This is a genomic window from Parashewanella sp. 2210YD4-3 (assembly GCF_056591735.1).
The window spans coordinates 236,171-252,581 of record NZ_JBWQOG010000005.1 but is presented as its reverse complement, the minus strand read 5'-3'; the positions used below and the strand labels follow the sequence as shown (position 1 = coordinate 252,581).

At 38.0% G+C, this 16,411-nt stretch carries 16 protein-coding genes and 1 pseudogene; 10 read left to right on the top strand and 7 right to left on the bottom strand.

The features are described 5' to 3' along the window. The first annotated feature begins 35 nt into the window (after nt 1-35). On the top strand, nt 36-1,574 hold the full coding sequence (locus AC1EU0_RS10020; RefSeq protein ID WP_480302254.1) for an FGGY-family carbohydrate kinase: 1,539 nt from the start codon (nt 36-38) through the stop codon (nt 1,572-1,574). An 11-nt stretch (nt 1,575-1,585) separates the two neighbouring features. Then, nucleotides 1,586-2,461 carry an NAD(P)-dependent oxidoreductase gene (locus AC1EU0_RS10015; protein ID WP_480302253.1) on the top strand — a complete coding sequence of 292 codons (876 nt, stop codon included), beginning with the start codon at nt 1,586-1,588 and terminating at the stop codon, nt 2,459-2,461. A gap of 400 nt (nt 2,462-2,861) precedes the next feature. Here the strand turns inward: AC1EU0_RS10015 and cdd are convergent, their stop codons facing one another. The 5 genes from cdd to AC1EU0_RS09990 all read right to left on the bottom strand — a co-directional run bounded on the left by cdd (nt 2,862) and on the right by AC1EU0_RS09990 (nt 7,882). Beyond that, a complete protein-coding gene (gene cdd, locus AC1EU0_RS10010; RefSeq protein WP_480302252.1) occupies nt 2,862-3,752 on the bottom strand; it encodes a cytidine deaminase in 891 nt (296 codons plus the stop codon). Nucleotides 3,753-3,883: 131 nt separating this feature from the next. Beyond that, the gene (gene sbcB / locus AC1EU0_RS10005) at nt 3,884-5,290 is read right to left on the bottom strand and encodes an exodeoxyribonuclease I (RefSeq protein WP_480302251.1); all 1,407 of its coding nucleotides are present in this window, start codon (nt 5,288-5,290) and stop codon (nt 3,884-3,886) included. A 173-nt stretch (nt 5,291-5,463) separates the two neighbouring features. Beyond that, nucleotides 5,464-5,757, bottom strand: a complete 294-nt coding sequence (locus AC1EU0_RS10000) for a HigA family addiction module antitoxin (protein ID WP_480302250.1) — start codon at nt 5,755-5,757, stop codon at nt 5,464-5,466. Then, nucleotides 5,757-6,035 (bottom strand): type II toxin-antitoxin system RelE/ParE family toxin, encoded by a 279-nt coding sequence (locus tag AC1EU0_RS09995; protein WP_480302249.1) that lies wholly within the window; start codon nt 6,033-6,035, stop codon nt 5,757-5,759. The genes AC1EU0_RS10000 and AC1EU0_RS09995 overlap by 1 nt, the downstream gene beginning before the upstream one ends. Nucleotides 6,036-6,367: 332 nt before the next feature. Then, nucleotides 6,368-7,882 (bottom strand): DKNYY domain-containing protein, encoded by a 1,515-nt coding sequence (locus AC1EU0_RS09990; protein WP_480302248.1) that lies wholly within the window; start codon nt 7,880-7,882, stop codon nt 6,368-6,370. 665 nt (nt 7,883-8,547) lie between these two features. Here AC1EU0_RS09990 and AC1EU0_RS09985 point away from each other — a divergent pair. The 3 genes from AC1EU0_RS09985 to ushA all read left to right on the top strand — a co-directional run bounded on the left by AC1EU0_RS09985 (nt 8,548) and on the right by ushA (nt 11,792). Continuing rightward, entirely contained in the window at nt 8,548-9,273 is a 726-nt protein-coding gene (locus AC1EU0_RS09985; RefSeq protein WP_480302247.1) for a hypothetical protein, read from the top strand. Between the two features lie 4 nt (nt 9,274-9,277). Beyond that, nucleotides 9,278-9,877: a cytochrome b gene (locus AC1EU0_RS09980; RefSeq protein ID WP_480302246.1), complete on the top strand. Its 600-nt coding sequence runs from the start codon at nt 9,278-9,280 to the stop codon at nt 9,875-9,877. Nucleotides 9,878-10,031: 154 nt separating this feature from the next. After that, nucleotides 10,032-11,792, top strand: a complete 1,761-nt coding sequence (gene ushA / locus AC1EU0_RS09975; protein WP_480302245.1) for a bifunctional UDP-sugar hydrolase/5'-nucleotidase UshA — start codon at nt 10,032-10,034, stop codon at nt 11,790-11,792. Nucleotides 11,793-11,935: 143 nt separating this feature from the next. Here the strand turns inward: ushA and AC1EU0_RS09970 are convergent, their stop codons facing one another. Beyond that, nucleotides 11,936-12,142: a hypothetical protein gene (locus AC1EU0_RS09970; protein ID WP_480302244.1), complete on the bottom strand. Its 207-nt coding sequence runs from the start codon at nt 12,140-12,142 to the stop codon at nt 11,936-11,938. A gap of 110 nt (nt 12,143-12,252) precedes the next feature. Next, nucleotides 12,253-12,429, bottom strand: a complete 177-nt coding sequence (locus AC1EU0_RS09965) for a hypothetical protein (protein ID WP_480302243.1) — start codon at nt 12,427-12,429, stop codon at nt 12,253-12,255. Nucleotides 12,430-12,477: 48 nt separating this feature from the next. Between AC1EU0_RS09965 and AC1EU0_RS09960 the strand changes: the two are divergent. From AC1EU0_RS09960 to AC1EU0_RS09940, 5 genes and pseudogenes are all read left to right on the top strand, one after another. Continuing rightward, nucleotides 12,478-12,828 (top strand): annotated as a pseudogene (locus tag AC1EU0_RS09960) (RbsD/FucU family protein). Nucleotides 12,829-13,035: 207 nt separating this feature from the next. Next, nucleotides 13,036-13,815, top strand: coding sequence for a glucosamine-6-phosphate deaminase (gene nagB, locus AC1EU0_RS09955; protein WP_480302242.1), 780 nt, complete (start codon nt 13,036-13,038; stop codon nt 13,813-13,815). 68 nt (nt 13,816-13,883) lie between these two features. Continuing rightward, nucleotides 13,884-14,795, top strand: coding sequence for an ROK family protein (locus AC1EU0_RS09950; protein ID WP_480302241.1), 912 nt, complete (start codon nt 13,884-13,886; stop codon nt 14,793-14,795). Beyond that, the gene (gene nagA, locus AC1EU0_RS09945; protein ID WP_480302240.1) at nt 14,796-15,929 is read left to right on the top strand and encodes an N-acetylglucosamine-6-phosphate deacetylase; all 1,134 of its coding nucleotides are present in this window, start codon (nt 14,796-14,798) and stop codon (nt 15,927-15,929) included. 206 nt (nt 15,930-16,135) lie between these two features. After that, on the top strand, nt 16,136-16,324 hold the full coding sequence (locus tag AC1EU0_RS09940; RefSeq protein ID WP_480302239.1) for a hypothetical protein: 189 nt from the start codon (nt 16,136-16,138) through the stop codon (nt 16,322-16,324). Nucleotides 16,325-16,411: the final 87 nt, after the last annotated feature.

Sequence of the window (16,411 nt, the reverse complement as noted above, 5' to 3'; positions counted from 1 at the left end):
GAACCAGCTCTCACAAAAATAATAAGAAGAACAGAATGGATAAACCTTACTTTCTTGCCCTTGATTATGGAACGCAGAGTGTTCGAGCAATAATATTCGATAAAAATGGTAATATTCACACTAAAGTGCAGAGTAAAGTAGAGCCGTTTATTGCTAATTCAGAAGGGGCAGCTGAGCAGTTACCTGAATATTGTTATCAGCAGCTCGTTAACGCAATAAAACTGCTGTTGTTAAAAACAGAAATCTTACCGAAACAAATTGCCTGTTTATCTATTACCACGCAAAGAGCTTGCACTTTGCTATTGGATAAAAAACAGCAGCCAATTTCTCCTCTCTATATGTGGTCAGATACTCGATTAGCCACTCAAGAGAATTTAAAGCCAATGAGCTGGTATTTTCAGCTTGCATTTAGAATGATTGGTTTCCATGACCGTATTAAATTTTTGCGTCAAACGGCTAAAGTAAATTATCTTGCAGAGCATCAGGGCGAGCTTCTAAAGTCTGCAGACAAGGTCGCATTACTCAGTGGCTTTTTTTTGTCACGAATTACAGGAAAATTAACAGATAGTGTTGCATCGCAAGTGGCTTACTTGCCGTTTGAATATAAAGATCTGACTTGGGCCAATAAGTACAGTTGGCGCTGGCAAGCATTAGAGTGTACATACAGCCAGATGATGCCCTTAACACCTGCAGCCAAGCTTGTTGGAAATGTTTCAGAGCAGTTTGCTAAAGAAACAGGTTTAGATATCCATACTCCGGTAGCCTCTGCTGGCGCAGATAAAGCGTGTGAAATGTTTGCCACAGGTTCGGGAGAAGAGGGCGTTGCAAACATCAGCTTAGGCAGTGCAGCAAGCATTAGTATTGGGTTAGAAACATACCAAGAAACAATTCGTTTCATGCCATCATTCCCGTCATTGGTCGAAGGCCAATATATGAATGAAATTCAATTAGAACGTGGGTTCTGGTTACTAACTTGGCTAATCGAGCAATTTGGTGATGAAGACATCAGAAAGGCCGAGGAGTTAAATGTAGGAGTTGAGGAATATATTTGCAGCAAAATTCAAGAAATTGAACCAGGCTGCAGCGGATTGTTGTTAAGTCCAACTTGGTCTCAAGGGGTTATTTTTCCGGGGCCTGAAGCAAGAGGAAGTATTATAGGTTTTACACCTAAACATACTCGCTATCACTTATATCGAGCCGCTATTGAGGGGATAATATTTACCCTCAAAGCGGCATTGATACGCTTAGAGAAACAGCATAAGTATCCTGTACAGTTAGTTAGAGTCAGCGGTGGTGGCAGTCAAAGTGAGCAAGTGGTGCAGATGGTAGCAGATATTCTTGAAAAGCCAGTTGAAGTCATTACTACCCCTGAAGCTTCAGCACTAGGTGCAGCAATGTGCAGTGCTGTTGCAACAAAATGCTATTCCGATCTTTTTTCAGCACGAAAAGACATGATGAAAGTGTCAAAGCGCTATTTACCACAAAGTGAGTACAGTAAGACTTATCATGGTTTATTTCGATCACACGCAAAAATTTATAACAATTTAAAATCAATTTTTAAAACATTAAGTTAATGGAGCAAAATATGGCTAATGTTGCATTTATTGGGTTAGGGGTTATGGGTTACCCAATGGCGGCTCACCTCCAAAATAATGGTCACCAAGTAACTGTTTATAATCGAACTACTGCAAAAGCTGAGCAATGGGTCGTAGAAAATGGTGGAAAGGTAGCGCTATCACCAAAAGAAGCTGCAGTTGAACAAGATATTGTTTTTACATGCGTTGGCAATGATCAAGATTTAAAGCAAGTTATTTTAGGTGACAAAGGTGCTTTAGCTGGAATGAAGCCGGGCTCAATTTTGGTTGATCACACGACAGCTTCGGCTGAAGTTGCAAGAGAGTTGGCCAAAACGTTAGCGCAGCATGATATAGATTTTATTGATGCACCGGTTTCAGGCGGTCAGGCAGGTGCAGAAAATGGTGTATTAACAGTAATGGCTGGTGGGGATGAATCTGTTTTCAATTCGGTTAAGCCTGTTATCAAGTCATTTGCGCGTTGTGCAGAATTGATTGGCGATACTGGAGCTGGGCAATTGGCGAAAATGGTAAACCAAATTTGTATTGCTGGCGTAGTGCAAGGATTAGCAGAAGGGCTTAATTTTGCCAAGCGCGCTGGGCTTGATGGTGAAAAAGTAGTCGAGGTGATAAGTCAGGGGGCAGCACAGAGCTGGCAGATGGAAAATCGGTATCAAACTATGCTCAAAGGCAAGTACGACTTTGGCTTTGCTGTAGATTGGATGCGTAAAGATTTAAGCATTGCTTTGGATGAAGCCAGAAAGAATGGCAGTGCTTTACCTTTAACGGCAATGGTGGATCAATATTATGCGGAAGTTCAAAATATTGGTGGTAGCCGGTGGGATACTTCGAGTTTAATGGCTCGATTAGAAAAATTAAGTAAATAGTTGATATAAAGATTATATATTGGAGGACACCTGTTCATTGTTGACATCAGGTTGCTCCTGAAGATGCATAATGAGAGTAAAATTTTTACTTATTTAACCTCAGCTCTGTATAACGAAATCAATAACATTATGATTTACAATACAAACCTTAAATTTTTATCTACAGTGCTGCTAATTTTGTGTAGTTCAAGGCAGAACAGTTCGTAATAGCCAGTCTATTTCGGGCTGTTCTAACACAGAAATACGCATAAGTAGCAGTGCTGTAGAGGTTGGCTTATGCAGAGCTGAGGTTATTTAGTGTTTCCCAAAATACAGTCAAACTAAGAAAGAAGCTGGAGTTTAGGTTTCAATAAAAAAGCGCAGCAGAGAGTTGCTGCGCTATCTAAACAATTACTAATTTTTACTCTGGCTCAACCGTCACATGCTCAAGCTCGATGTTGGTAATATCGTGAAGGGCATTCATGCTGACATTTGCCAAACTGATCTTTCCTGATGCCGATTCAACTAAAACCGCGCGTTTGATTTCAGAAAAATCTCTATTCCTTCTTACTAAATCACACAAAGCAACCTGCATTGGCAACATAGAAGGATTGAAAGCCGCATTTTCTGCGTATCGACCCGAGATAATCGTACCATCGTTTAACTCTAACGACACTGCAGCATGGTTGTTGCTGTATGGAGAGTAACTCTTTGAAGCTTGATGAGTTGCTTCAAGAATCAGGGGATCTTCACTAATTAATTTAAGCTGTACAGCCTCAGAAATAAGCAATGGCGTGGTGACATCTAAGTCTTTAGGACCAAAAGCATAAGGCAAGTAATGGCTCATTGGTTGAGTGGTTTGCTCTGGCAAATGGATTTGGATATTTGAACTGCTTACCAATTCATTAATGAATTGACGACAGTGGCCACAAGGACTGTAATTGATGAAAATATCGGTAATTTGCTTCTCGTTTTGCATCCAAGCATGGCTAATCGCGCTTTGCTCTGCATGAACCGTTTGGCTGAGAGATTCGTTTGGGAACTCTAAGTTTGCTCCCATATAAATATCACCACTAATGCCTTTAGCAATAGCTCCAACGTAAAATTTACTGATTAACGGAGTAGCCAAATTGGCCGCTATCGGAAGCAAAGAAAAGATAAGTTTATCTTCAGATAAGCCTGACATCCTTTGTAATTGCTCGATTTGTTTAGCGTCTATATGTCCAGAAAAACTTTCATTTAAAACAGGCACTAATGCTTGTGCTAATAAAGGTGGTAGCTGGGCGATGCTGTCTACAAATCTATCCTGCATTCCCTTTTCCTCATTTGATATTTGATTTAATGCCTCTGATTCTAGATAACTTAACTAGAACTTAATGAGACAACACTCTCATTTATAACCTATTTATGTTTAATAGGTTTCAATTTATGATGTTTTTAACCCTAAAGGGATTGTAAATATTTACAAAGTGCTTGAAGTAATTTTTGTTTTTGTTCGTCTTCAGCAGTTTCATGCAATAAGTTCTCTAGACGCACAATATACTCTGGGTTATTTAATCTATCTTGACAGAATTCACGCCATTTCTCATTTTCTATATCTGAAAGCGTTTCTGGGTAGTTTCTTGCACGGAAACGAAATAACATTTCAGGCAAACGTTCATCTTCGAAATGAAGCTCTAAAGCAGCTAAATTTTCAGGTTTAGTCTGTTGAACCATAGCTATTTTGTTTTTATCGGCATGACTGAAGAAGCCTCCAGAGTAAAGCATGATGTCAGGATCTGAAGAAGAAGGGCGATCATCTTCAATACTAAATAGTTCGGTTAGTTTTTGTCTAATTTCTTTAGATTGTTTTAAACGCTTATATTGCTCTCGAGCAAAGCCTAAATCAAAATCAAGCCGTTCAGCATGACTATCAGTTAACGCTTTAGCCGTGGTAATGAATGGACATTTGTTCACATGGATTTCTTTAAGCGGTATTGGCAGCTCATCAGGCGCAAGCTCACTTCGTTTGGTGAACATTCTTTGTTTTATGTCTTCAACGCTTAATTCAAAAAGAGGTGAAACATCCATTGCGAGATTCACACAAACAACGCTGTTTTTATTGGTTGGATGGTGAACCATGGGCGTAATCAATGTGGTACAGCCGTTAATTGCAGGTATTTTTGAAGACACATGTAATAAAGGTTGCATATTTACTACGTCAACTAGTGAGCTTACAGCTTGCTTGCGTCTCAAGTTAAAATAATACTCATATAGTTTTGGCTGTTTTTCTTTTATTAACTTGGCTAGTGCAATTGTCGCTTTTACATCAGATACTGCATCATGAGCATTTTCATGAGCTAGACCATTAGCAACGGTTAGGCGTTCAAGTTTAAAACTTGGGCTGCAATCATCATTCTCTGGCCAATTAATTCCATCTGGGCGCAAAGCATAACAAGCTCGAACAAGATCAATTAAATCCCAACGAGAATTATTGTTCTGCCATTCACGTGCATAAGGGTCGATAAAGTTGCGATAAAACCCATAACGACTGACTTCATCATCAAACCGCAGCGAGTTATAGCCGACAACACAAGTATTGGGTCGGCTGAATATTTGATTAATTCGAGCCATAAATTCAGCTTCGGGTACGCCTCGAGTGTTGGCAATTTGTGGTGTGATATGAGTGACTAGTATAGCTTCAGGTTGAGGTAAATAATCTGGAGATTGCTTGCAATAAAAACTGATAGGCTCTTCAATAATGTTGAGATCGAGATCTGTACGAATCGCCGCAAATTGAGAAGGTCTATCCTTGGCAGGGCTTGCCCCGAAAGTTTCGAAGTCGTGCCACAGCAAACTTGGATTTTTCATGGTTTCACCGTAATTTTATATTTAAGTTTTAATTTTATACTTATAACTGTACTTAAAGTTTGATTTTTGAGTGTGTTTGCTGTTGTTTTTTAGTTTAAATTTTATTTATATTCAATTGTATATGAATAAATGCTGCTGTTTATACGTGTTTAGTTAGCTTTTAATGTCTAGATTTAGGCTACAGCAAAATTTAAAGGTTGTACGTTTGCGAGATTCAAATTTTGCTTAGCATGCCAAAGGTCGTAATTATCTTGCATTGCTAACCAACTCTCAGGTGATCTTCCCAGAGCTTTGGACAAACGTAGTGCCATTTCAGGAGAAATAGAACTCTGACCTTTCAATATTCGGCTTAATGTTGAAGATGCTACATCAAGTTGCTTGGCAAGAAAACGACAACTTAAACCTGATGGCTCAAGATAAATATCATAAATGAACTCACCGGGGTGAGGAGGGTTATGCATAGTCATTAGTGGTAATCCTCATAATTAAGAATGTAAGCATTTCCGTCTACAAATTCAAAAGTAATACGCCAGTTGCCATTAACAGTTATAGACCAAATACCTTCTCGGTTACCTTTCAAAGAATGTAGCTTAAAGCCTGGTAAGTCTATATCGTCAATTTCTTTAGCAGTATCAATGGCTGCAAGCTGCATCCGTAACTTTCTTTGGTGCTTTGCTTGTACGCCTGATGTATTACCAGTTTCAAAATATTTTTTTAGACCTTTATGTTTAAAAGATTTGATCATATATAAAGTGTAGCGTGATGCGCATCATTGTTCAATTAATTTTACTTCTTTGGAGGTATTATGCAAGGGAAAATATTAGGTATAGGTTATGAGCTCTTGTATTACTAGTCTCAGAGAAATTGAAATAGCAATTCAGCCTGAAAATAGAGGGAGATGTATAAAAGTTGCCTCAACAAAGGAACCAAGTGAATCCTATATATTCATTATGTTAAATGAAGCTAAGCTTATAGTTAAGAGAAATTAGATGTAGTAGCTCAGGTCTGATATGACAGTAACCAATTTTATATAAGGTGTCACATCAGATCTGGGGTTAATTTTATACTGAATAATTCTTATAGATAAATCAGCCTGTTCATGATTTGCTTTGTCATTTTAGGAACCCATTGTTCTCTGATGTATTCAGAGCTAATTTCTCCGTCGAAAAGCTCTAAATAGTATGCTTCAATGCCGTACTTATCTAAAATATAGTATTCAACGAAAGCCCTTTTCCCCTTTCTATGGGATACACGCTTCCATACTCCATTGTTATAGCTGATGGTGTATTTTTTTACACTTATATCAAAATCAGAAGTTTTAGGGTTAAATTTTCCCTTTCTGATTTCTTCACATTTACCAATAGTAATTAGACATTTACCAGTTTGATAATGTTTGTTTAGTAGCCCGAACGCTCTAACTTGTTCTTTAACTATTTTTTGCTCGTTGTTGTATATTCTCACTAAGGGTTCGATTTCACCTCTTTCAAAAATAGTTAAAACCGTTTCTTTATTGTTTTTTGATGTCACTTGGTAATAAAAAGGGTTTTTATTAGTGCTATCTGTGTGAACAAATTGAGCTTTAAAATTGTTGGGTAAAGAAATTGGCTTTTGATCAGGTTTAAGAATATTTTCGCCTGACATTTGTACAACAAAGTTCATAGTTTCATTTTTATTCTTTAAGGCAAAACTTTGTAGTACTTTTCTTTCGTTTATATTTAGATCAATAAACTTTTCAGAAAAACTTTTTTGTTTATACACTTCTTGCTTCTGTTTTTGCAGCTTGCAGTCAACCTTATTTCCTTTGGTATAGCATACCTTAGCTGATGATTTGGTCGTTAAATCTGCGTGTTGAATTTGGACATCGTTTGGATGGACATCAGGAACGATTCCAAGGGGAGAGTACACATGATTTTTATCTTTTGCATAATATGTACTGAGTACCTCGAAGGTCTTACTATCAATTTCATCGCTGACCACATCTGCAAACCAATACGCGCATTTATTATCACTTGACCACTTCTCTTTAGCCACTTTTGGAAAAGATTCGGGAGAACATAGTTTGAAAGACTCGCTTTCAATAATCCCTTGGCCTTCAGACTTTGCGAAATCAGCTGTGCGTATTGGATTAGTTTTTAGTACCTTAAACTTTGAAGGTTCAACACCTTCTATGACTTCACCTCTATAATAAACAAAGCTTTTATCTTTAGAAAAACCTGAATCAAGGATTTTAAAAGTATCTGGATCTGCGAAGAGAATCGGGTCGCCCCATAAATATACATGATTCTTATCCTTTGAGTAACCTAAGCTATTTTTAATATATTTGAATGTCTTAGGATCTGAAAATGCGATTGGTGATCCATCAACATAAACAAAGGAATCATTTTTTGCGAAGCTAATCTCACGAAGAACTTTAAAGTTAGGTGAATCGCCTTTATAAAGAGGGATACTTTTATTTTTACGAAGTGAATCTCCTGCTGTCCAATATGCTTTGCCGTCAATAAGAGCATAATTGGGTTTTTGCTTCAAAGCACAACCAGGAAGCAAAAGTGCAGTTAGCATACAGAATAGAATTGTTAGTGACTTCTTCATCATTTTCTTTTTCTTATGAAATAAAAGATATTTTACTCGTAATAGACTGTCAGTTTATAGAAGAGTTATAACTGTAAAGTTTGTTTGAGCGTTTTTTGCTCGAAATCTTATGAGGGGTTGTGAATTAGCATTAATTATGATGTTTGAATGAAATACACTAAAGATTTAGTATGCGAAAGAAAGTTGTTTTGGAAAACCGAACGATAACCAAAGGTAGGTGATATCAATTCAGTATAGCTAAGTAACTGTCTGATTAATTTCATGGATGCTACAAGCTGAGAAATACTAACGCTTCAAAAACAGATGTGCATCAAGTCCATTTGTACTAAAATTTATTCCTTTATTTTCAAGTGAATACAGAACAAAGCTACTAATCGTGCCACAATAAAGTTGGCTGTTCGCTGTTGTTCATGTGTGTCCTTTATTGTTGGCAAATATAGATACTCGTCTTTACTGCTTGATTATCACTTCAGATGATACGTTAAGCAATACTCAATGAGAATTGAAAAACAGCTTGGTGTTTTATTCTTCAAATGTTGGGATGTGTTTTGTGATTCTGTGTCTGAATTAGCTGTATGCTTCGATATATTTATAAGTAATGGTTTCAGCCGCCATTTCTATTTTTCTTTTTAACTCATCTAAATTCACATTCATTATTGGCAGCGTTTATGAGTACATTAGATACCCAATTAAATTGGGGGTCTTCGTATCTCATTAATAACATCTATTCGCCGTATTTAGTTAAAGACAAGCCTAAAGAACACTATGTGGCAGCGGCTCGAGTCAGCATGCTGTTATTGACTATTGTGGCACTGTTTGAAACGACCATGGTTACCAGTATTATTCAAGCTTATGAGTATATTGTTGTGGTAGTGATTCCACTTGCCTTTGTTCAGGTTATTCGTTGTAACTGGTGGAAAATAAATGTTTATTCTGAGATTGCCGCATTAGTAACGGCTGCGATTGTAGGTAATGCATTGCTCTTTATTCTTCCTTATGTCGATGAAGAACGTTGGTTTGCGGTGAGAATGCTCATTACAGCTCTAACTACTGTTATGTTAACAATAATTGTTACTTTACTGACTTCAGCGAAAGAGCCAACTGTTAAGTTCTATGGGCGCTTGCGAGTACACGGTCCGGGTTGGAAAAAAGTACGTGAAATGACAGGAATTACGCCGCTACCTTCAGGGTTAAAAGATAATTCAATTGCTTGCTTAGCGAGTATTGCAATGATTTATTCGCTCTTATTGGGGATTGGTCATTTATTGTTTGAGCAATGGCAACATGCTGCTCCTTATGCCGTTGCAATAGTTATTCCAGCAGGGCTTTCACGTTTTAATTCGAAAGCCCTTTTTTTATTTTGCTTCACATTCCTTAATGCTTTGTCAGCATAGGTTAATGGACATATTATCCTGCCTGTTTTACAACACAATTATCACTCCTCAGTTAGATAACATTATGCCTAATAAGCTAAGTAAAATGACTATTGTTATGCATTGGACATTAGGAGTTGGAATGCTAGGAATGCTGTTTCTTGGATGGTTTATGACAACATTTAAAGAACATTCTCTGTTCCCATGGCATAAATCGTTTGGAGTACTCATCATCTTCTTTGCTGTTATTAGGATTTTTTGGCGATTAAAAGAAGGATGGTTTGCTCCTGCAGCACCAATGGAAAATTATGAAAAAATGTTGAGCCGCAGTGTACATGTTACCTTGCTCATTATAACCGTACTTTTTCCTTTATCAGGAATGATAATGTCCGGTGCGAGTGGCCACGGTATCGCTTTTTTTGGCCATGTGCTTGTGTCAACGAATATTGATCCTATCACTCATAAAGCCATTCCTTTGAACCATGCTTTGGCCACCATAGGTGAAGATATTCATAAATTTTTAATGTGGGCACTTGCGATTATTGTTTCGCTGCATATTTCTGCCGTGATTAAGCATCACTTCTATCATAGAGATGAAACACTAAATCGAATGCTAGGGAAGTGATTGTTGTTTAGCTCAGTTCAATAGTCAGCGATGGAGAAATTTAAAAACATAAAGCTAACACTATTTTCACTTTTGATGTTGCGATTTTGTGTGTTGCTGATAAGGTGTCGCACTTATTAAATTCTAAAAAAAATTAAAATAAAAAGGTCGTAACATGAACACCCTATTAGTCAAAGGATTTGTCATAGCATCCTTTTGTTTTTCGGTGATATTTCTTGGCGTTAAACATTATCAGGCAAACGATGTTCCTCAATGTGAAGACTATGGCGATCAATGCTTAAAATTTACGATTTTGCATACTAATGATAATCATGGTCGCTTTTGGCATAACAAGCATAATGAATATGGGATGCCAGCTAGAGCAACACTGATTAAATCAATTCGAGAAGAAATTAATCGACAGGGCAACAAGGTAATCTTACTTTCTGGTGGAGACGTTAACACTGGCGTGCCCGAGTCTGATTTACAAGATGCAGTGCCAGATTTCATCGGTATGAATATGATGAAGTACGATGCAATGGCCGTTGGTAACCATGAGTTCGATAATGAACTTAGCGTACTCGATATGCAAAGAAAGTTAGCTAACTTCCCTATGCTTTCTGCCAATATTTATAAAAATGATCCAGTAACAGGTGAATTGGTTCGTTATTTCGAGCCTTATAAAATAATTAATGTAGGTAATCTAAAGCTTGCAGTTGTTGGATTGACAACAAAAGATACAGCCAAGCTTGGTAATCCTCAGTTTATTGCTGATCTTACTTTTACTGATCCTTTGTTTGAAATGAAGAAAGTCATAAAAGAAATTAAGCAAGGGAATAAAGCAGACCTTATTATGGCTGTCACACATATGGGGCACTTTATTATCGGAAAACATGGCAGCAATGCTCCTGGTGACGTTTCTTTAGCTCGTGGCCTTAACAAAGGTGATTTACAAGCAATAATCGGGGGACACTCTCAAAACCCTGTTTGTATGGAGCCATATTCAAATCGTTACTCCAATTTTAAAGCTGGTAAAGATTGTACGCCAGATATTCAAAATGGCACTTTTATCATGCAAGCGCATGAGTGGGGTAAATACATTGGGCGAGCAGATTTTGAATACTTCAGTGGAAAGTTGCATCTTGCTGATTATGAGTTAATTCCAGTAAATTTAACGGAACAAGATTCATATAGAAAGCGTAAGTTTATTGAAGAATACATTGAACCTGATCCAGAGGTAAAAGCAAAATTGCAGCCCTATCAGGATAAAGGGCAGAAAAAACTCGACGTTAAGATTGCCAAAATCAGCGATAGACTTGAAGGAAAGCGATCAATAGTCCGTTTTCAGCAGACTAATTTAGGGCATATAATTGCGATTGCCCATAAGGAAGCTCATAACACTGATTTTGCAATTATGAACTCTGGTGGGGTGCGTGCTTCAATAGAGAAAGGACATGTATCTTATCGTGATATTCTCACTGTACAACCATTTGGAAATGAAGTTTACAGAGTGACAATGAATGGAAGTGACCTTGCTAGTTACTTAGGGCTTGTTGCATCTAATCAAATAGAGTCAGGTGCTTATGCTCAGCTTGTAGGGTTAAAGATGAGCGTCGATTGCAAGCAAAGAACAGCTAAACTATCAGAAATTAATGGCAAACCATTTAGTAAAAATGACACTTACAGCTTTACCATTCCGGGCTTTAATGCTGCAGGAGGAGATGGTTTTCCAGTGTTGGTTGGTTCATCTAATCAATTTGTTGATGCTGAAGTGATTGATAACTCAGGGCTTATTGACGAGCAAGTGTTGTATCAGTTTTTCAAATCAAAATCTGAAAATAACAGCAAAACGATTGATGTAAGCGAGTTTGGACCTTCTGCTAATGATGTTACTTATCTAAATAGTAAAGATCACAGAGGTTGTAAATTAAACTAATAATAAGTAATGCATAGCAAATAATTTGCGGCTTATGTTTAAAGTCCATAATCTTACGATTATGGACTTTAAGATTCACGAAGTTAGTTTATTTATACTGCACTTCATCAACTAGCATATAATTGCCAGAATGCTTATACACTTCAATTGTATGTGTTCACTTTCAAAGAGATGTAAATAACTTGTTGTACCTGCCTGTCATCTGAATGAGTATCAATTACGCCTCGTGCTACACCATTAACAAACTCTTCCACATCAGCTTCGTCACCAGCTTTAGAGGTTGCGACAACAATGCTCTCACCAGTAAAGTTGTATGTGTAGTATGCTCCGTTTACCTGTGTTGCATGCATATCTTGGTTAAACTCACCCGTTTTACCCCCATTTTCTCTGCTAAATCGGCATAAGCGTCTACATCAAATTCGTTAACCTAGTTATTCCACTTATTGTAGTCTTGAATGCTTTACCAAGCACTATCTAGAGCACCACCTGCAAGGTAGTGATGGCTAATTCCCCATTTTGCGTCTTGCATCCATTGAACTTCAGATGGAATAGCTGCTGTTGTAAATTGACTCATTGCCATTAATGCCCAAGCAGCTAGCAAAGAACCTGCAAACTTTGTTTTATATGCCTTCTTCATGATTAAGTTTTTTTGCTAATCATATTGTTTTTCTTTTGTTCAGGTTTAGTGATTGTCGATGCTAACTTTCCTGCAGATAGCCATGCTCAGCGATTAGTACGTCTCGACGGTGCTAGTGCAACTCAAGCGTTAGAAGCCATAGTATCAGTTTTGCCATTAGATACTTATGTGGAAGCGCCCGTTCATACGATGCAAGTGGTTGGAGATGCTATGGCCGTCCCTGAAATTGTTTCTGATTTTTATTAGATTGCATCAAGTGGCCAAGGTGGTGAAGTTCCACACCAAAGCATTGAACGATTCGCTTTTTATGAACAAGTGAAAAACGCCTATGCTGTAGTAGTGACCAATGAAACTCGGTTATATGGCAATGTTATTTTAACCAAAGGCGTGATTGGTTAGAGTTACATTTGCTAGTGATGTTTTGCGTATGTTTATAGTTACGAAAACAAGGAAAATAGTGCGAACGCCAACAGAAGCGCACGCCCATGTGCTGACGACCGTGACTTCCTGTCACGGACAGTTGTCTTATCGCACCATTCTTCCTTTTATGTCATCAGCAACCGTTTAACTAATATGAGAAAATGTACCTGAGACAGTAGGAAAAAGATGGAAGTCATCATTTTTGAGAATGAAACATTAGTAGCTGAACGTGCGGCATGCATGTTTACTGATTTATTGGCCGTAAAACCATCAGCGGTTTTGGGGTTAGCTACTGGGTCAACGCCGATCAAAACGTATCAAAAATTAATCGAAAAGTTTAATAATGGTGAAGTAAGCTTTAAAGATGTTTCAACTTTTAACCTTGATGAATACGTTGGGTTGAAGTCAGAGAACAAACAAAGCTATCAATACTTTATGCGTGAACAATTGTTTGACTCCATCGATATTCAACAGGAAAATACTCACTTCCCAGTGTGTTTCGATGCGAAACAGAATCAAGAAATCGCAGAAAATTACGAAGCAAAAATGGCTGAAAAAAATGGTATTGATCTTCAGTTACTTGGTATCGGGCACAACGGTCATATTGGATTTAACGAACCATCATCTAGCCTTGCATCCCGAACCCGCTTAAAGACACTCACTAGTTCTACCATTGAAGCTAATAGTCGTTTATTTGATGCTGGTGAAATTCAGCCCACTATAGCAATGACTATGGGCATTGGCACCATCATGGAAGCTAAGAAAATTATATTGGTAGCCACTGGTGAGGGCAAAGCTAAGGCGGTACGTGATGCTGTTGAAGGTGCTGTTTCAGCTTCATGTCCGGCGTCTATATTGCAAATGCACCCTAATGTCACTGTACTATTGGATAAAAGCTCTGCATCAAAATTACAAAACACAGAATATTATCAAAGAGTTGCTGAGCAGGTTAAGGAATTGAGTTAAATTTCTTAACCGTGATAGTGTTGTCGTTTATTTATAATTAATTCAAACCAAAGTAAGGCGAGCCCAATATGTTGATGTATGGCTTTGATGTTGGCGGTACAAAGATTGAAATCAGTATATTCGATACTGATATGAATATATTGGATAGTTGGCGAGTACCTACGCCCACCAAGGATTACTCTGTTTTTATATCAACGATACAAAATATGGTTTACCGAGCGGACGAAAAGTTTGGTACTCAAGGCTCGGTAGGTATAGGTTTGCCGGGGGTGATTGATAAAGCTGGAATCGTAACCACCGTTAACATTCCTTGTTTATGTGGCAAGCAGTTACAGCACGATTTAGAGATAAAATTAAAGCGAAAAGTTGGGTTCGTGAATGATGTTAGAGCATTCGCTTTATCAGAAGCTATGGCTCGTGAAAATCATAAAAGCGAGACGGTACTTGGTGTTGTGCTTGGAACAGGTGTTGCTGCAGGTTTGTGTATCAATGGGCAAATTCACTATGGAAAATCTGCTGTTGCAGGTGAAATTGGCCACACCTGTATTCATGCCACTCTTCAGCAAAAGTATTTGTTTCCAATACCGCAATGTAATTGTGGACTATTAGGTTGCTACGAAAAGTTCCTGTCTGGTTCGGGTTTGTTGTTTATCAGCCAACATCTTGGTTTTTCTTACGCTGACACGCACGAGATTGTCAGAGATTTAAAACAAGATAACCTTGAAGCTATAAATGTAATGAATTGTTATCTCGATTGCTTGGGGCAGTTTCTTGCTCAGCAAATGTTGGCTTTCGATCCTGATGTTATTGTGCTTGGTGGTGGTCTGTCTAATATCGAGTATTTATATCAAGAATTACCTCAATTTATCGAAAAATATTTGTTTGGTGATCTAAAGTCCCCTCAAGTTTTGCCTCCTCAATTTGGTGACTCTAGCGGTGTCCGTGGGGCAGCTTTAACTGGAAAAGTAGAGAGTAATTAAATGAAAGCCATTATTAATGCCAATGTTTTTGATGGATACCAGTTGCATAAACAGCATGCCGTTGTATTTGACCCTGATCGCATCGTATCAATCACTCCTATGAATACTTTAGATGAAAGTATTGAAGTAGAAATAGATCTAAAGGGAAATTTATTGATACCAAGTTTCATTGACTTACAAGTCAATGGCGGTGGTGGGGTGATGTTTAATGATGCCCCAACTGTTGAAACACTCAAAACGATGGCTCAGGGGCATCGTTTGTTTGGCACAGGTGCCTTAATGCCGACCTTAATCACTGATGATTATCACGTGATGGAAAAAGCCATCGCAGCCGTCGATGTTGCAATAGATCAAGGTGTTGAAGGAATTTTTGGAATTCATTTAGAAGGGCCTTTTTTAAGTGTAGAGAAAAAAGGCGCTCATGATGCTGATAAAATTTGCTTGTTAGATCAAGAAGGCTTTGACTTAGTTTGTTCGTTAAAAAATGGCAAAACCATTGTCACATTAGCACCTGAGCAAACGACGTCATCGATGATTCAAAAATTATGCGAAAAAGGGATCATCGTATGTGCTGGTCATAGTGCGGCCAATTATCAACAAGCAATGGATGGCTTTAAAGCTGGAATATCAGGTGTTACCCATTTATTTAATGCTATGACACAACTCAATAGCCGTGAACCGGGAATGGTTGGGGCGGCTTTAGCTCATGATGATTCTTGGTTTGGCATTATTGCCGATGGTTACCACATGCACCCTGATTCGTTAAAAGTCGCTGTGAGAAGTAAAAAGCAGGGTGGGGCTATTTTAGTGACGGACGCTATGGCGACAGTGGGATCGGATAAAGACTACTTCTATTTAAATGGCGAAAAAATTTATTCAAAAGAGGGTAAGTGTGTCAATGCTGCTGGCTCTTTGGCGGGTTCCGATCTCGATATGATTTCTGCGGTGAATAATGCTGCTGAGTTTGCAAGAATAGATTGGTTTGAAGCCGTAAGAATGGCAAGTTTATATCCAGCGAAAGCGCTTGGGTTAGATAATTATGGGCAGATTACTCCCAGTGCTAAAGCCAATTTTGTTGCTGTCGATTCCAATAAAAACATTCTTTATACATGGGGTGATGGTAAACGGTCGTAAATTCGTGTTGTATTTGGTTTAATACAACCCATTAAAAAATAAGAAAATGGACTACACAATGTTGGAAACAGAAAAAATGGCAATATTCGGCACCTGCGCTAAGTAAAGGATTAGATATTCTTGAGTTAATGGCTGGCCAATCAGAGGGCTTAAGTTTAAGATAAATCAGTGATCTTCTAAGGCGACAAAAATCTGAACTTTTCAGAATGTTAGTGGTACTAGAAGAACGTGGCTACATCAATGTATTACCAGATTCTGACAAATACATCATCTCGATGAAGCTATTTGGACTTGCCCATCAATTACCTGATATCAAACGTATTACAGCAATCGCAGAACCATTAATGCGTGAGTTTTCTAATCGTTCAGAACAATCCTGCCACTTAGTGCTGTAGAGGTTGGCTTATGCAGAGCTAAAGTTATTTATATTCAATAGTGAACGCTTTGAGTTGATCACATTTGAATCGCTCAAATTTTTCCAA